Consider the following 15,321-nt stretch of genomic DNA (forward strand, 5'->3'; position numbering starts at 1 on the left):
CTCCGTCCAGTCGCTCGCGACCGTCGACGCCGCGCTGACTCAGGTGCGCAGAGCGGCGCCCTGAGCGGCTTTCGCCGAGACGGAGGCGGCGTTCCGGGCCGGGAGCGTCGGCATCCGAGCGAGCGGGTCAGTCCGTGCCGGCGTCGAACGCGGCGCCCTCGGAGGCGAGGTCGGTCGCGCGGCCGAGCGCGTCGGCGGCCGCCGAGCCGCCGCCCTCGGTGATGGCGTCGGCCTCGCCGATCTCGAGCGTGCCGACCAGCTCGGCGGTGGGCCCGCCGACCAGTCCGGCGGCCGCGTACTGCTCGAGCCGCGAGCGGGAGTCGGCGATGTCGAGATTGCGCATCGTCAGCTGCCCGATGCGGTCCTCGGGGCCGAAGGCTGCGTCGCGACGCGCTCCATCGAGAGCTTGTCGGGGTGGTAGCTCAGCGCCGGTCCGGTGGTGTCGAGGATCGTGTAGTCGTCTCCGCGGCGCAGACGCAGGGTGACCTCGCCGGTCACGGCGGAGCCGACCCAGCGCTGGATGGACTCCCGCAGCATCAGCGACTGCGGGTCGAGCCAGCGGCCCTCGTACATGAGGCGGCCGAGGCGTCGGCCTTCGGAGTGGTACTGGGCGACGGTGTCCTCGTTGTGGATCGCGTTGAGCAGGCGCTCGTACGCGATGTGCAGGAGGGCCATGCCCGGTGCCTCATAGATGCCGCGGCTCTTCGCCTCGATGATGCGGTTCTCGATCTGGTCCGAGACGCCCAGGCCGTGGCGGCCGCCGATGGCGTTGGCCTCGAGCACGAGTGCGACGGCGTCCGAGAACTCCACTCCGTTGAGCGCGACCGGTCGGCCGGCCTCGAAGCGCACCGAGACGACCTCGGAGGCGATCTCGACCTCGTCGCGCCACGAGGCGACTCCCATGATCGGCTCGACGAGCTCGAGACCGCTCGAGAGCTCCTCGAGGCGCTTCGCCTCGTGGGTGGCGCCCCAGATGTTGGCGTCGGTCGAGTAGGCCTTCTCGGTGGCGTCGCGGTAGGGGAAGCCGCGGGCGACGAGCCACTCCGACATCTCGGTGCGGCCGCCGAGCTCGTTCACGAACTGCACGTCGAGCCACGGCTTGTAGATCCGCAGGCGCGGGTGGGCGAGCAGCCCGTAGCGGTAGAAGCGCTCGATGTCGTTGCCCTTGTAGGTGGAGCCGTCGCCCCAGATGTCCACGCCGTCCTCGCGCATCGCGCGCACGAGCAGGGTGCCGGTGACGGCGCGACCCAGGGGGGTGGTGTTGAAGTACGTCTTGCCGCCCGATCGGATGTGGAAGGCGCCGCACTGGAGGGCGACCAGCCCCTCCTCCACCAGCGCGCTCTTGGCGTCGACCAGGCGCGAGATCTCGGCACCGTACTGCGAGGCGCGCGAGGGGACGCTCCCGATGTCGGGCTCGTCGTACTGGCCGATGTCGGCCGTGTAGGTGCAGGGAACCGCACCCTTCTCGCGCATCCAGGCGACGGCGACGGATGTGTCGAGGCCTCCCGAGAATGCGATTCCGACACGCTCGCCCACGGGCAGACTGCTCAACACTTTCGACATGGCTCCGATTTTAGGAGACTCGGGGACCTGCTCCGCGCCGTCGGGCCGTCGAGCGGAGGCGAGGGGCGCCCCGTCGCCGGTGGCGCGGCAACTCGGGACCCGATGTCCCGTCGATTCGCGCCGCGGCCGCGGTGCGCCGGAGCAGCGCCTCCGCGGTGTCTCGTCCGGCAGATCCGCGCCGCATGCCGAGGCGCGCTCGCGTCCCGCCGCCGAGAGGTCGCATCGCTGGCGCGGATCGCCGGACGACCGTCGATCGCCGCTGGGTGGTTCCGCTCACACCCTCTGGACGGCCGATCCCGCCCGTGTCAGGCTCCGCCCGCCGCTCACTGGCGAGCGGCCCCGCCGTTCCTCTCGAAAGGGCCTTCCGTGCCGCAGTCTCCCACTCGCCGCTTGGCGGCGATCACCCTCGCCTGCCTCCTCGCTTCTGGAGGTGCGGCCGCTTTCGCGCCCGCCGCCTCCGCCCTTCCCGCCGCCACAGCCGAGGCCCTGGCGGCACAGAACGTGCTCTCCGGAGGCGGCGCTCTGCTCGCAGGTCAGCAGCTCACGTCCTCGAACGGGCGCGCACGCGCCGCGATGCAGGGCGACGGCAACTTCGTCGTGTACATCGACGGCTCGGCGCGCTGGAGCTCGGTCACCTCCGGAGGCGGCAACCGCCTCGAGATGCAGCCCGACGGCAACGCGGTCGTCTACGCCCCGGGCGGAGGCTCCCGCTGGGCGTCGAACACCCAGGGCAACCCTGGTGCGCGGATGGTGATGCAGGACGATGGCAATCTGGTCGTCTACGCGAGCTCCGGGCGCCCGCTCTGGTCGAGCTCCACGTCGATCGCACCCGTGGTCCGCGACGTGCTCGTCGGCGGCACGGAGCTGCGTCGCGGGCAGCAGCTCACCTCGACCGATGGCGGATCGCGCGCCGCCCTGCAGGGCGACGGGAACTTCGTCGTCTCGTCCGGCGGTGCCGTGCGCTGGAGTGCAGGCACTCAGGGAGCGGGGGAGCGCCTGGCCGTGCAAACCGACGGCAACGCGGTGGTGTACTCGGCCTCGGGACGCGCGCTGTGGCAGTCGGGCACCGCGGGTAACCCGGGTGCGCGCCTGGTGATGCAGAACGACGGCAATCTCGTCGTCTACTCGGCTTCGGGCCGTGCGCTGTGGTCGAGCTACACGCCGCCGGCCCCGCCCGCGCCCACCTTCGGCGACACGCTGTTCGGCGCGAACCGGCTCACTGCCGACCAGCGCCTGCGCTCGACCGATGGACGCAGTGAGGCGGCCATGCAGGGCGACGGCAACTTCGTCGTGTACTCCGGCGGCGGTGTCCGCTGGAGCGCGGGGACCTCGGGCGGAGGCAACCGCCTCGAGATGCAGGCCGATGGCAACGCGGTGGTCTACGCGCCCTCGGGCCGCGTCCTCTGGCAGTCCGGCACCGGCAACAACTCGGGCTCGCGCATGGTGATGCAGAACGACGGCAACCTGGTGATCTACTCGCCTCAGAACCGCGCGCTCTGGCAGAGCAACCGGCCGGCGCCCACGCCTCCGGGAAACCCGGGTGACTCGAAGAACTGCGACGACTTCGGGTCCCAGGCCGAAGCTCAGCCTGGTTCGACACCTACTACCCCTCCTACGGAGACATTGCACGGCTGGACTACGACAATGACCGGATCGCCTGCGAGGCGAACTGATCGCACCCGAAGGCCCGCCTCACCCTCCAGGGAGGCGGGCCTTCGCCGTTCCCGTTCGGACGGGGAGGGCCGGTCCTACCCGTCCGCGCGCACTCCCGCCGCAGGCAGCATGACTCCGTCGATCAGCGAGATGAGGTAGTCGCGGGTCACCGGCTCGCGCAGCAGCAGCACGCGGTAGGCCACCATCGACGGCGTGACCAGCGCGAGCTGCTCGACGTCGATGTCGGCCGAGACCTCGCCGCGGGCGATCGCGCGCCGCAGCAGCAGGCGGTTCGCCCGGGCGCGCGGCTCGACGATCGCCGTCCGCACCGCGTCGGCAAGCTCGGGCGCCTTCGAGATCATGGCGACCACTCCGGACATGATGCGGAGCTTGCGCTCGGCGTCGACGATCGCGTGCGGCTTGACGAGCGCGACGAGGTCTCCGCGGAGCGAGCCGGTGTCGGGGAGGGAGTCCTCGGCCAGGTCGGCGCCCCGGAGGCAGGAGAGTGCTTCGAGGACCAGCTCCGCCTTCGACTCCCAGCGCCGATAGACGGTCGCCTTGCCGGCCTTCGCGCGCGCGGCGACCATGTCGATGGTCATGCCTCGTAGCCGGTCTCGGCGAGCACGTCGAGCGCGGCGGTGAGGATCTCGCCGTCCCGGCCGGGGTCGCGGCGGCGGCCGGGGCGGGCGGCCTCGCAGGCGGCTGTGCTGGGGGGAGTGGGCGGCGTCATCGCGGCTGCTCCTGTCGTTCTCCGGCGGCCCGACGTGGGCGCGCGTGCCTGCCATGCTAATTGAGAGACTCACTAGTTCCGAAACTAGACGGTCTCGTATATGGTCGCTCCCATGACGCAGACCTCCCCGCAGCCGGTGATCGCCGCTCCCGCCGCACCGGCTCCCTCGACCCGCCGCTGGTGGACGCTCGTGGCCGTCGGCCTCGCCCAGCTGATGGTCGTCCTCGACTCGACCGTGGTGAACATCGCCCTGCCGGCCGCGCAGGCCGACCTCGGCTTCTCCGACGGTGACCGCCAATGGGTCGTCACCGCCTACTCCCTCGCCTTCGGCAGCCTCCTCCTGCTCGGAGGGCGCCTCTCCGACCTCCTCGGCCGCAAGCGCACCTTCGTGATCGGCCTGGTCGGCTTCGCCCTCGCCTCCGCTCTGGGCGGAGCGGCGCCGACCTTCGAGACACTCATCGCCGCCCGGGCGTTGCAGGGCGTCTTCGGCGCTCTGCTCGCCCCGACGGCACTCGCCGTGCTGACCACCACCTTCACCGTGCCGAAGGAGCGGGCGCGCGCCTTCGGCGTCTTCGGAGCCATCGCGGGAGCCGGCGGCGCGGTCGGCCTCCTCCTGGGCGGGGTGCTCACCGAGAGCTTCGACTGGCGCTGGAACCTGTACATCAACGTTCTCATCGCCGTCGTCGCGGTCGTCGGTGCGATCGTGTTCGTCCCGCCGATCGAGCGCACCGGCCCGCGACCGAAGCTCGACGTACCCGGCACGGTCCTCGTCTCGGCCGCTCTGTTCGGCCTGGTGTTCGGCTTCGCCAACGCCGAGACCGACGGCTGGGACTCGCCGACGACCTGGGGGCCGCTCGCCGCCGCTGTGGTTCTGCTGGTCGGCTTCGTCCTGCGCCAGCGCAGCACCGAGCATCCGCTGCTGCCGCTGCCGATCGTGCTGGATCGCGACCGCGGGGCCGCCTACCTCTCGGTGCTGATCGCCGGCGCCGGCATGTTCGGGATCTTCCTCTTCGTCACCTACTACCTCCAGGTGTCGCTGGGCTACTCGCCGATCCAGACCGGCCTCTCGTTCCTCCCCATGATCGCGATGCTCGTGCTCGCCGCGCAGCTCGGCACCAACCTGCTGCTGCCGCGCCTGGGCCCCAAGATCATGGTCCCGTCCGGGATGGTGCTCGGCGTGGTGGGCATGCTGCTGCTCACCCGGCTCGCCCTCGACAGCGGGTATGCGGCCGATGTGCTGCCGGCGCTGATGGTGCTCGGCTTCGCCATGGGCACGATCATGCCCGGCTCGATGCAGACCGCCACGCGCGGAGTCGACAGGCGCTTCGCCGGAGTCGCCTCAGCGATGGTCAACACCAGCCAGCAGGTCGGCGGCTCGATCGGCACGGCCCTGCTCAACACGCTCGCCGCGACCGCGGTCACCGACTATCTGGCCTCCCACGCGCCTGTCACGGCGACCACGGCGGCGGAGGCCGCCGTGCAGAGCTACGCCGTGGCCTACGGCTGGGGCGCGGGCTTCTTCGCCCTCGGCGCGGTGCTGTCGGTGCTGCTCTTCCGCCGGACGTCCGCCGCGGTCGCGCCCACGGCCGGAGCGGAGCCAGTGATCGCGCACTGAGACCTCGGGAGCGGACGGGACCTTCCGGGGGCCCGTCCGTTCCGTCGTCTCCCGCGACATGTCGGCGTGTTGCGGCGGCGGTCGAGACGCTCCAGGCCCCTCGGTACCGTCGGGGGATGCCCGAGACCCTCGACATCGTCCACCTGCGCACGCTCGTGGCGATCGCCGACTGCGGCGGCTTCGGGCGGGCGGCCGTGGCGCTGCACATCAGCCAGCCGACGGTCTCGCAGCACGTCCGGACCCTCGAGCGCCGGCTCGAGCGCACCTTCATCGAGAAGGTGGGGCGCCGGGCCCGCTTCACGCCGGCCGGCGAGCGCCTCCTCGTGCAGGCGCGCCGCATCCTCGCCGTGCACGACGACGCGCTCGAGACCCTCGACGCCGCCAGTGAGAACCCGCTCGCCGTCGGACTGACCGAGCCGGCCGCCGAGCAGCTGCTGCCCCGGCTGCTCGAGACGCTCCGCCGCGCCTTCGACGACCGGCCGCTCACCGTCACCCTCGATCGCTCCACCCAGCTCGCGGAGGCGGTGGTCCGCGGAGTCGTCGACCTCGCGGTCATCCTCGGAGTCGGCGGCGATCTGCCGGGCCGCCAGGTGGCCACGCTGCCGCTCGACTGGTACGCGGCGCCCGGCTGGCAGGCGCCGGAGGGTGCGCCGATCCCGCTCGTCGCCTACTCCGAGCCGTGCGGCATGCGCCAGCGCGCCCTGCAGCAGCTCGGCGCGTTCGGGCACGAGGTGCGGGTCGTCGCCGAGTCCGCGAGTCTCGAGGGTGTGATCGCGGCGGCGAGAGCGGGGATCGGAGTCTCGGTGCTGCCGACCTCGCACCAGGGCCACGTCGCCGACGGCCTCGAGGCGCGGCGCGACCTGCCCGCCCTGGGCTCGGTCAACCTCCGCCTGGTCTCGCGCCGCGGACTCGCGCCCGATGTCGAGGACACGGCGCTCGCGGCGCTCGCCGAGCTGTTCGGCCCGTCGCGCCTTCGCACGCCGCTCCGCGAGGTGCCCGCGTGAGCCACCGCGAACATGACGGTTTCTTACCAACGATCGGGTTCGCCGATCGGAACGCATCCGGAATCATCGTTGGACGCCCGGGGCGCGCCGCCCGTAGCGTCGATGACATGACCTCTCCGCGTGCCCTCGTCCAGACCGTGCCCTCCGGCGCGGTCCGGGTGGTGCGCGTCGACTCGACGGCCGCCGTGCGGATGCGCCGAATGCTCGTGGGCGGGAACCCCTTCGCGTCGGTGCGCGGATGTTCCTGTCCGGTCTCTCTCTGACAGCCCGGCGCTGACGCCTGTGCGTCGCCGGCACTGACGCCTCTGGGTCGCCCGTTCCACTCAGCAGTCTGCGACCGCGCTCCACGAGCAGCGCCGTCGCCTCCTCCGCCGCGCCGCTCCGCCGCGCCCGCGCACCTTCTCCGCGCCTCCGCCCGCCTCCTTCGAAAGGACCACCCTCATGGCCGTCGAGTTCATCTCCGCCATCAACGTCAACAGCTCCAACGAGGTCAACGGCCTCGCCGACTCGAGCATCGACGTCGCCCACCTGCGCCGCTACTCGCGCATCCTCGAGGACGGCGGCTTCGACTACACGCTCGTGCCCTACGGCTCGGCCGGGCACGACCCCTTCACCATCGCCGCCGCGGTCACCCAGTACACCGAGCACCTGAAGCCGATCGTGGCGCTGCGGCCGAACACGGTTTACCCGACCGTCGCCGCCAAGGCTCTCGCCACGCTCGACCAGCTCTCGAACGGCCGCGCTGTCGTCCACTTCATCGCCGGAGGGAACGACCACGAGCAGGCGCGGGAGGGCGACCGCCTCGGCAAGCTCGAGCGCTACGCCCGCCAGGAGGAGTACATCCGGATCCTGCGCCGGGTGTGGTCGGCCACGGAGCCCTTCGATCACGAGGGCACCTACTACCGCTTCGAGGACTTCGTCTCGCGGGTGCGGCCGGTGCGCGGGAGCATCCCCGTCTCGGTCGGCGGCTCGAGCGACGAGGCCTACCGCCAGGGCGGCGCGCTCGCCGACATCTTCGGGCTGTGGGGCGAACCGCTCGCCGACACGCAGCAGCAGATCGACCGGATCGCCGACGCCGCCCTCGGGGCCGGCCGCGCCGACACACCGCGCACCTGGGTCACCTTCCGGCCGATCATCGCGCCGACCGAGGAGCTGGCGTGGGAGAAGGCGCACCGGATCCTCGGCATCCTGCAGGGCCGCTCCGCCGCGGCCGCGAACCCGCGCAAGGGCGAGAAGGGGCTCTGGGTGCAGACCCCCGATGCGAAGGGACCTGCGAACGTCGGCTCGCAGCGCCTGCTCGACATCGCGGGCCGCAAGGATCTGCACGACCGCGCCCTCTGGACGCCGACCGCGACCGCGACCGGCGCGCAGGGCGCCTCCACCGCTCTCGTCGGCACTCCCGAGACCGTGGCCGCCGCGATCCTCGACTACGTCGACCTCGGCGCCGACCTGATCTCGATCCGCGGCTACGACAACCTCAACGACGCGGTCGACTACGGGCGCTACGTGATCCCGCTCGTCCGGGAGGAGCTCGCGCACCGCGAGGCCACCGGGCGCCGCGGCGAGATCGTCGCGCAGCCTCCGCTCGAGAGCACCGAGCTGGTCGGAGCGATCGCGTGACGCTCCTCGACGCCCCCGCCCGCCTCGTCCCGGATCTCTCCGACCGGGCACTGGCCCGGGTGACCGCCCGTCTCGCCGAGACCGCCGAGCACTACGACCGCACCGCCGAGTTCCCGTGGGAGGGGATCCGCGCCGTCCACGACGCGGGGCTGCTCACCGTCGCAGTCGGCTCCCGCTACGGTGGCACTCCGCCCTCGACGGTCGATCTCGTGCGGATCTTCGGGGCGCTCGGCCAGGGCGACCCGGCGGTCGCGCTGATCTCGGCGATGACCGTGCTGCAGCACGCCGCGCAGGACCGCGGGGTGACCTGGCCGGAGGAGCTCTACCGCTCCGTCCTCGCCGACTCCGCCGAGCGGCCGGTGCTGCTGAACGCGGTGCGGGCCGAGCCGGAGTGGGGCGCCCCGCGCGCGGGGGACTGCCCGCCACCACGATCCGCCGCGACGGCGACGAGTGGGTGCTGGAGGGGCGCAAGGGCTTCGCGACCGGCTCCGAGGGCCTGGCCTACCACCTCGTCTGGGCGGTCGACCTCCGGGGCGCCTCGGGCGAGCCCGAGCTCGGCCACGCGATCGTGCCCGGCGATGCTCCGGGCGTGCGGATCGAGAAGACCTGGGATCACCTCGGCCAGCGCGCCTCGAGCACGCACGACGTGGTCTACGAGCAGGTCCGCCTGCCGCTCGAGCACTTCCGCGGCACCCCGCGCTCGCAGCTCGCTCCCGAGGCGTGGGCGGCCGGAGGCTTCGGCCTCGCGGTCGCCGCGCTCTACGTGGGCATCGGGCGGGCGGCGCAGAGCTTCTTCGTCCGGTTCGCGAACGAGCGGGTCCCGACCTCGCTCGGTCGCCCGATCGCGACGACGGAGCGGATCCGCTCGGTCGCCGGCGAGATCGAGGCGCAGCTCGTCCAGGCCGAGGAGGTGCTGCTCTCGCTCGCCGCCCGCGTCGACGCGGGTGATCCGCAGGCCGCCGACCGCGTCGTCGTCGGGAAGCTGCTCGCCACCCGCTCGGCGATCACCGCCGTCGAGACCGCCGTCGCCGCCCTCGGCAACCCGGGGCTCACGCGGCACCACCCGCTCGAGCGCCACCTCCGCGACGTCCTGGCCTCGCGGGTGCACCCCCCGCAGGACGACGCCGCCCTCCTGATCGCCGGCACGCGCACCCTCGCCGCGCGCTGACCCCGTCACCCCTGAGGACCCACAGCCATGACTCACCGACGATCCCGCTGGGCCGGCGTTGCCGCGCTCACCCTCGCCGCCTCCCTCGCCCTGACCGCCTGCTCCGGCACCTCCGAGGCCGGCACCGCCTCCGATGACGCGGACCCGGTCTCCGGGGGCCGCCTCTCGCTCGCGTTCTTCCCCGACAACGCCGCGTTCTCGTGCGTCGACCCGTTCCAGACCTACTGGATCGAGCACCGCACCGTCATCCGCAATGTCGCCGACTCCCTCACCGACCAGGACCCGGAGACGGGCGAGATCGGGCCGTGGCTCGCGACCGGCTGGAGCGTGAACGACGCCGGCACGGAGTACACCTTCGACCTGCGCACCGACGTCACCTTCTCGGACGGCACCGCGTTCACCGCCGACAGCGTGAAGACGGCCTTCGACAGCGACGCGGCGACCCTCGCGCAGCTGCCAGGGGCCTACGGCGGCGTCTACCTCGCCGGCTACTCGGGCACGGAGGTCGTCGACGCCGACACCGTGAAGGTCGCCTTCGCGACTCCCAACGCCGCGTTCCTGCAGGGCACCTCGACCACGAACCTCGCGATCCTCGCCGCCTCCTCGTACGAGAGGACGCCCGAGGAGCGCTGCCTCGGAGCCGTGGTCGGCTCCGGGCCCTTCACCCTCACCGACTACACGCCGGGCACCGGCATCACCCTCGACAAGCGCGCCGGCTACGCCTGGGGCTCGTCGCTCCGCGAGAACACCGGCGAGGCGTACCTCGACGGGATCGACGTCAGCTACGTCGCCGAGGACAGCGTGCGCGTCGGCCAGCTCACGAGCGACGAGATCGACATCGCCTGGCCGCGGAACCCGATCTCGGAGAACGACCAGGCGGTGATCACCGGCAACGGCGACACCGTCGAGAGCCGATCGCTGCCGGGCCCCGCGAGCAACTACTACCCCAACGTCGCGGAGGGGAAGATCCTCTCGGACGAGAAGGTGCGGCAGGCCGTGCAGAAGGCGATCGACCGCGAGACCTACGCGTCGACGATCTTCGGCGCCGACTATCCGGCCGTCACGAGCGTCTACAACACGACCACGCCGTTCTATCAGGACGAGTCGTCGACGCTGGCCTTCGACGCCGAAGGCGCGGGCGAGCTCCTCGACGAGGCCGGCTGGGCGCTGGGCGACGACGGCTACCGCTACCGGGACGGGCGGAAGCTCACCCTCTCGGTGCCGATCGTGACGCAGTTCGGAGCGGGGGACCAGCTGATCCAGGACCAGCTCAAGCAGGTCGGCATCGATCTCGAGCTGAACGTGATCACGAACGCGCAGCGCGCCGACGTGCTGAACAGCGGCGACTACGACCTGATCTCGACCTACTACACCCGCGCCGACCCGGGAGTGATCCAGTGGATCATCGACTCCCGCTACGCCGGATCGAAGGCGCAGGCGGTGAACAACTTCACCACCGAGCAGGCGACCGAGGTCCAGGCGCTGCTCGACCGCGGTGTGCGGACCGTCGACACCGCGGCCCGGGCCGCCGTCTACGCCGAGCTCCAGGACTACCTGCTCGAGAACGCCTGGTGTTCCCCTTCGCCGAGCGGGTGCAGCTCGCCGGAGTTTCGTCGGCGGTGCACGGCTTCCGCTTCACCTCGGAGGCGTTCGGCGACTTCGCCGGGACCTGGATCCAGCCGTGACCACCGTCGTCACTCCCACCGCACCGGGGAGGCCGGGCACCCGCTCGGCCCCCTCGGGCCTCGGCCGCTACCTCGCAGGCCGGCTGGGCCAGGCGGTCCTCGTGCTGTGGGCCGCGTACACCGTGACCTTCGCGGTGCTGTGGCTGCTGCCGAGCGACCCGCTGGCGCTGCTCCTCTCGGCCAACAACGTCGAGCTCGACTCCCTCACTCCGCAGCAGCTCGCCGAGGCGCAGGCGCGCTACGGACTCGACCAGCCGGTCTGGCAGCAGTACCTGCACATGCTCGGCACCGCGCTCCGCGGCGACTTCGGCACCTCCATCACGAAGGGGATCCCGGTCACGCAGCTGATCGGCGAGAAGCTGCCCGGCACGCTGCAGCTCAGCGCCCTCGCCATCGGGCTCGCGCTGGTCGGCGGCACGGCGCTCGCCTACCTGGCGGCGTACGTCCAGTGGAAGCCGCTCAAGGTGGTGCTCAGCCGCCTGCCGTCCGCGGGAGTCGCGTTCCCCGGGTTCTGGATCGGCCTGCTGCTCATCCAGTTCTTCGCCTTCACCCTGCACCTGCTGCCCTCCACGGGCAGCGCGACTCCGGCGTCCCTGATCCTGCCGGCGGTGACGATGGCGATCCCCACCTCGGCGATGCTCGCCCAGGTGCTGACCCGCAGCTTCGCCGACGTCGAGCGGGAGGCGTACATCACGACCGCGCGCGCCACCGGGCTCTCCCGCGCGGCGGTGCAGTGGCGGCACGCGTTCCGCAACGCCTCGCTGCCGACGCTGACGATCCTCGGCATCCTGGCCGGCAACACCGTCACCGGCGCGATCGTCGCCGAGACGATCTTCGCCCGGCAGGGCATCGGCACGCTCGCCCAGGAGTCGGTGCTCACCCAGGACGTGCCGGTGGTCCAGGCGATCGTGGTGCTGGCCGCGGCCGTCTTCGTCGGGATCAACCTCCTCGTCGACCTGCTCTACCCCCTCCTCGATCCGCGCATCACCACGACAGCGAAGGCGAGCCGGCCATGACGCTCGAACTGACCCGACCCGAGACCGCCGTCCCGGTCGCCTCCGAACCCCGTGAGCGCGCCGCCCACGGGAGGAGCGCCCGGCGCCTGCGGACGCTCCGGCTCCTCCTCCGCCGCCCCGGATTCGTCATCGCGCTCGCCTTCGTCGTCTTCGTGCTGGCGTCGGCGATCGCACCTGCGCTCTTCACCGGCTACGACCCGTACGCGACGGCTCCGGTCGACAAGCTGCAGGCGCCCAGCGCCGCGCACCTCTTCGGCACCGACGAGCTCGGCCGCGACCTGTTCGCGCGGGTCCTGCACGGCGGGGCCCTGACCATCCAGGCCACGGTCATCGCGATCGCGATCGCCCTGGTCGGCGGTCTCGCACTCGGGGTCGTCTCGGGCTACGCGGGCGGAGTCGTCGACGCCGTCATCATGCGGATCGTCGACGTGCTGCTCGCCATCCCCGGGCTGCTGCTGGCGCTCGCCATCGTCACCGCCATCGGCTTCGGCACGCTGCCGGTGGCGCTCGCCGTGGGCATCGGGATCCTGCCGGGATTCGCGCGGACCACCCGCGCCGAGGTGCTGCGGGTGAAGACGCTGCCCTACGTCGAGGCCGCGCGCACCGGAGGCGCCACCCGGCTCCGCCTCCTCGTGCGGCACGTGCTGCCCAACTCGTGGGGCCCGGTCGCCGTGCTGGCGGTGCTCGATCTCGGCACCGCGATCATCGCGGTGGCGGCGCTGAGCTTCCTCGGCTTCGGCGCGGCGCCTCCCGCGGCGGAGTGGGGCACCCTCATCTCGAGCGGCCGCAACTACCTGGTGACGAGCCCCTGGCTCTCGCTGCTCCCGGGACTGTTCGTCGGACTCCTGGTCTTCTCGCTGAACCACGTGGCGAAGACCGTCGAGGAGGTGCGGTCGTGAGCGCGCTCGTGCGGCTCGAGGGCCTCTCGGTCGCCTACGGCGAGCAGACCGTGGTGCACGAGGTCTCGCTCGAGATCGCACCGGGCGAGATCGTGGCCGTGGTCGGCGAGTCGGGGTCGGGCAAGTCGACGACCGCGAACGCCGTGCTCGGTCTGCTGCCGGCGAACGGCCGGATCACCGGCGGCTCGATCGAGATCGCGGGGGACGACGTGACGCACGCCTCCGAGAAGGAGCTGCGACGCCTCCGCGGCCGGGTCGTGGGTCTCGTGCCGCAGGACCCGATGGTCGGGCTCGACCCGACCCTCCGGATCGGCGCGCAGGTCGCCGAGGCCGTGCGCCTGCGCGGTGTCGACCGCCGGTCTGTCGACGCCGAGGTGCTCGAGGCGCTCCGGCAGGCGGGGATCGACGATCCGGAGCTGCGGGCGAGGCAGTACCCGCACGAGCTCTCCGGGGGCCTGCGCCAGCGTGCGCTGATCGCGATCGCCCTCGCGGGGAAGCCGCGGCTGATCATCGCCGACGAGCCCACCTCCGCCCTCGACGTGACGGTGCAGAAGCGGATCCTGGACCACCTGCAGTCGCTCGTCCGCGAGCAGGGGATCGCGCTGCTGATCATCACGCACGACCTCGCCGTCGCGGCCGACCGGGCCGACCGCGTGCTCGTGATGCGCGCCGGCCGGGTGCTCGAGCAGGGTCCGCCCGCCGAGATCCTCGTCGCGCCGCGCGAGGAGTACACCCGCGCCCTGATCGCCGCGGCGCCCGGTCTGGGTCGCGGTCGCGGGCGGGTCGTGCCGCGCTTCGAGCACGTCGCTCCGGCCCCCGAGATCCTGCGGATCGAGAACGTCGTCAAGGAATTCGCGCTCCCCGGGAGGCGCGGCGGCGGTTTCCGCGCGTCGACGACGTGTCGTTCTCGGTGCGCGCCGGGCAGACGCTCGCTCTGGTGGGGGAGTCGGGATCGGGCAAGACGACGGCGCTCCGGATCGCCCTCGGACTCGAGCGCGCGTCGAGCGGTCGGGTCCTCGTCGAGGGAGCCGATCTCACCGCCGCCCGCGAGAAGCAGTGGCGGCCGCTCCGGCGCCGCATCCAGCTGGTGCACCAGAATCCGTTCGCAGCGCTCGATCCGCGGTTCACGGTTCTCGAGTCGGTAATCGAGCCGCTCGTGCCTTCGGAGTAGGCGACCGCGTCACCCGACTCGCGCGCGCGCACGAGCTGCTCGACCGGGTCGGGCTGCCCGACTCCTTCCTCTCCCGCCTGCCCGCCGAGCTCTCGGGAGGTCAGCGGCAGCGGGTGGCGATCGCCCGGGCGCTCGCGCTCGGCCCCGACCTCGTCCTGCTCGACGAGCCGGTGTCGGCGCTCGATGTGTCGGTGCAGGCGCAGATCCTCGAGCTGCTGGTCGAGCTGCAGCGCGACCTCGGCGTCGCCTACCTCTTCATCTCGCACGACCTCGCGGTCGTCGCCGAGGTCTCCCACGAGATCGTGGTGCTGAACCGCGGCCGGGTCGAGGAGGCGGGCAGCACCTCCCGCGTCTTCCGCTCGCCCGAGGCGGAGTACACCAGGACGCTGCTCGCGGCGATCCCCGGGGCTGCAGCGGTGGTCTCGTGAGCGCGCGCTTCCTCGTGATCGGCGGAGGCGCCGTCGGCTCCGTGGTCGCGGCGCAGCTGCACCTGGCGGGGCAGGACGTCGTCCTGATCGCGCGCGGTGAGCACCTCCGCCTGGTCCGGGACCGCGGGCTGCGCCTCCGACGGCCGGCGGGCGACGAGACCGTGCGCGTGCCGGTCGCGGGCACCCCCGCGGAGGCGGCACCGCGGCGCGGGGACGTCCTCGTTTTGACCGTGAAGGCGCAGGACGCCGAGGCGGCGCTCGCCGAGTGGGCGTGGACGCCGCTGGCCGGCGGGGGAGCGGCCAGCGAGCTGCCGGTGCTCACCTTCCAGAACGGGCTCGCCGCCGAGGACCTGGCGCTCCGCCGCTTCTCCGACGTGCTCGGCGTCTCGATCGGCATCGCGGCCAGCTTCCTGACGCCCGGAGAGGTCGTGTCGCCGTCGTTCCCGACGGTCGGCGTGCTGTGGATCGGGCGCCACCCCGACTCCGAGGATCCCCGGGCCGAGGCGCTCGCCGCGACGTTCCGCGACGCCGGCTTCGCCGCCCGAGCCGTGGCCGACATCGGCGCGTGGAAAGCCCGCAAGCTGCTCGCCAACGCCGTGAACGGCCTCGACCTCTTCACCGGCTCCGACAGTGAGCACGCCGCCGCCCGCGAGGCCCTCGTGGCGGAGGCGCGCCTCGCGCTCACCGCGAACGGCCGCGCGATCGCTGATGACGACGGCACCCGCCTCCGCGTCGACCCCGTGCCCGGCCACACCCCCGGCCGCCTCTC

General features: G+C 72.5%; 14 protein-coding genes and 5 pseudogenes. 15 read left to right on the forward strand and 4 right to left on the reverse strand.

Annotated features, from left to right (window positions below; all coding sequences use genetic code 11):
- Window positions 1–127: 127 nt before the first annotated feature.
- A pseudogene (gene argG, locus ACH61_RS09920) lies at window positions 128–1,563 on the reverse strand (argininosuccinate synthase).
- Window positions 1,564–1,929: 366 nt separating this feature from the next.
- On the opposite strand from argG, the gene ACH61_RS17945 reads away from it, so the two are divergent.
- Window positions 1,930–3,375 (forward strand): hypothetical protein, encoded by a 1,446-nt coding sequence (locus ACH61_RS17945; protein WP_236713623.1) that lies wholly within the window; start codon window positions 1,930–1,932, stop codon window positions 3,373–3,375.
- On the opposite strand, the gene ACH61_RS09930 is transcribed toward ACH61_RS17945, so the two are convergent.
- Together ACH61_RS09930 and ACH61_RS18855 are read right to left on the reverse strand one after the other, a co-directional pair.
- Window positions 3,312–3,815 carry a TetR/AcrR family transcriptional regulator gene (locus ACH61_RS09930; RefSeq protein WP_236713624.1) on the reverse strand — a complete coding sequence of 168 codons (504 nt, stop codon included), beginning with the start codon at window positions 3,813–3,815 and terminating at the stop codon, window positions 3,312–3,314. The two genes, ACH61_RS17945 and ACH61_RS09930, sit on opposite strands and share 64 nt — an antisense overlap.
- The gene (locus ACH61_RS18855) at window positions 3,812–3,946 is read right to left on the reverse strand and encodes a hypothetical protein (protein ID WP_269085067.1); all 135 of its coding nucleotides are present in this window, start codon (window positions 3,944–3,946) and stop codon (window positions 3,812–3,814) included. Before ACH61_RS18855 ends, ACH61_RS09930 begins: the two co-directional genes overlap by 4 nt.
- 112 nt (window positions 3,947–4,058) lie before the next feature.
- On the opposite strand from ACH61_RS18855, the gene ACH61_RS09935 reads away from it, so the two are divergent.
- The 6 genes and pseudogenes from ACH61_RS09935 (at window position 4,059) to ACH61_RS09950 (ending at window position 9,353) form a co-directional block, all read left to right on the forward strand.
- Entirely contained in the window at window positions 4,059–5,561 is a 1,503-nt protein-coding gene (locus ACH61_RS09935) for an MFS transporter (protein ID WP_068211749.1), read from the forward strand.
- Between the two features lie 116 nt (window positions 5,562–5,677).
- Entirely contained in the window at window positions 5,678–6,565 is an 888-nt protein-coding gene (locus tag ACH61_RS09940) for a LysR family transcriptional regulator (RefSeq protein WP_068211745.1), read from the forward strand.
- Between the two features lie 107 nt (window positions 6,566–6,672).
- Window positions 6,673–6,828: a hypothetical protein gene (locus tag ACH61_RS17410; RefSeq protein WP_161489649.1), complete on the forward strand. Its 156-nt coding sequence runs from the start codon at window positions 6,673–6,675 to the stop codon at window positions 6,826–6,828.
- A gap of 178 nt (window positions 6,829–7,006) precedes the next feature.
- Window positions 7,007–8,185 (forward strand): LLM class flavin-dependent oxidoreductase, encoded by a 1,179-nt coding sequence (locus tag ACH61_RS09945; RefSeq protein ID WP_068211747.1) that lies wholly within the window; start codon window positions 7,007–7,009, stop codon window positions 8,183–8,185.
- 59 nt (window positions 8,186–8,244) lie between these two features.
- Window positions 8,245–8,391, forward strand: a pseudogene (locus ACH61_RS19340) (acyl-CoA dehydrogenase family protein); the annotation flags it as partial.
- Between the two features lie 185 nt (window positions 8,392–8,576).
- Window positions 8,577–9,353: an acyl-CoA dehydrogenase family protein gene (locus tag ACH61_RS09950; RefSeq protein WP_201787599.1), complete on the forward strand. Its 777-nt coding sequence runs from the start codon at window positions 8,577–8,579 to the stop codon at window positions 9,351–9,353.
- A gap of 221 nt (window positions 9,354–9,574) precedes the next feature.
- Here ACH61_RS09950 and ACH61_RS18385 read toward each other — a convergent pair whose 3' ends face one another.
- The gene (locus ACH61_RS18385; protein WP_236713625.1) at window positions 9,575–9,721 is read right to left on the reverse strand and encodes a hypothetical protein; all 147 of its coding nucleotides are present in this window, start codon (window positions 9,719–9,721) and stop codon (window positions 9,575–9,577) included.
- On the opposite strand from ACH61_RS18385, the pseudogene ACH61_RS19345 reads away from it, so the two are divergent.
- The 8 genes and pseudogenes from ACH61_RS19345 to ACH61_RS09975 all read left to right on the forward strand — a co-directional run.
- Window positions 9,681–10,670: pseudogene (locus ACH61_RS19345) on the forward strand (ABC transporter substrate-binding protein); the annotation flags it as partial. The gene ACH61_RS18385 and the pseudogene ACH61_RS19345 sit on opposite strands and share 41 nt — an antisense overlap.
- Window positions 10,671–11,034: 364 nt before the next feature.
- A complete protein-coding gene (locus ACH61_RS09960; protein ID WP_082845177.1) occupies window positions 11,035–12,054 on the forward strand; it encodes an ABC transporter permease in 1,020 nt (339 codons plus the stop codon).
- Window positions 12,051–12,953, forward strand: coding sequence for an ABC transporter permease (locus tag ACH61_RS09965; RefSeq protein ID WP_082845178.1), 903 nt, complete (start codon window positions 12,051–12,053; stop codon window positions 12,951–12,953). The genes ACH61_RS09960 and ACH61_RS09965 overlap by 4 nt, the downstream gene beginning before the upstream one ends.
- A 98-nt stretch (window positions 12,954–13,051) precedes the next feature.
- Window positions 13,052–13,423: pseudogene (locus ACH61_RS19045) on the forward strand (ATP-binding cassette domain-containing protein); the annotation flags it as partial.
- Window positions 13,424–13,890: 467 nt separating this feature from the next.
- Window positions 13,891–14,124 carry an ATP-binding cassette domain-containing protein gene (locus tag ACH61_RS19050; protein WP_413784032.1) on the forward strand — a complete coding sequence of 78 codons (234 nt, stop codon included), beginning with the start codon at window positions 13,891–13,893 and terminating at the stop codon, window positions 14,122–14,124.
- A 53-nt stretch (window positions 14,125–14,177) separates the two neighbouring features.
- Window positions 14,178–14,237 (forward strand): annotated as a pseudogene (locus tag ACH61_RS19350) (hypothetical protein); the annotation flags it as partial.
- Window positions 14,238–14,552 carry an ABC transporter ATP-binding protein gene (locus ACH61_RS19355; protein WP_413784033.1) on the forward strand — a complete coding sequence of 105 codons (315 nt, stop codon included), beginning with the start codon at window positions 14,238–14,240 and terminating at the stop codon, window positions 14,550–14,552.
- Window positions 14,549–15,321 (forward strand): ketopantoate reductase family protein (locus ACH61_RS09975; RefSeq protein WP_161489650.1); only part of this gene is annotated, 773 nt, incomplete at its 3' end. The genes ACH61_RS19355 and ACH61_RS09975, both read left to right, overlap by 4 nt.

It is taken from the genome of Rathayibacter tanaceti, from assembly GCF_001634385.1.
GTDB classification, from domain to species: domain Bacteria; phylum Actinomycetota; class Actinomycetes; order Actinomycetales; family Microbacteriaceae; genus Rathayibacter; species Rathayibacter tanaceti.

What these genes read in the sequence shown, in the direction of transcription:
- ACH61_RS18855 (WP_269085067.1), bottom strand. Translation starts at nt 3,946, where the DNA reads ATGACGCCGCCCACTCCCCCCAGCACAGCCGCCTGCGAGGCCGCCCGC.
- ACH61_RS09965 (WP_082845178.1), top strand. Translation starts at nt 12,051, where the DNA reads ATGACGCTCGAACTGACCCGACCCGAGACCGCCGTCCCGGTCGCCTCC.
- ACH61_RS09935 (WP_068211749.1), top strand. Translation starts at nt 4,059, where the DNA reads ATGACGCAGACCTCCCCGCAGCCGGTGATCGCCGCTCCCGCCGCACCG.
- ACH61_RS09930 (WP_236713624.1), bottom strand. Translation starts at nt 3,815, where the DNA reads ATGACCATCGACATGGTCGCCGCGCGCGCGAAGGCCGGCAAGGCGACC.
- ACH61_RS09940 (WP_068211745.1), top strand. Translation starts at nt 5,678, where the DNA reads ATGCCCGAGACCCTCGACATCGTCCACCTGCGCACGCTCGTGGCGATC.
- ACH61_RS17410 (WP_161489649.1), top strand. Translation starts at nt 6,673, where the DNA reads ATGACCTCTCCGCGTGCCCTCGTCCAGACCGTGCCCTCCGGCGCGGTC.
- ACH61_RS09945 (WP_068211747.1), top strand. Translation starts at nt 7,007, where the DNA reads ATGGCCGTCGAGTTCATCTCCGCCATCAACGTCAACAGCTCCAACGAG.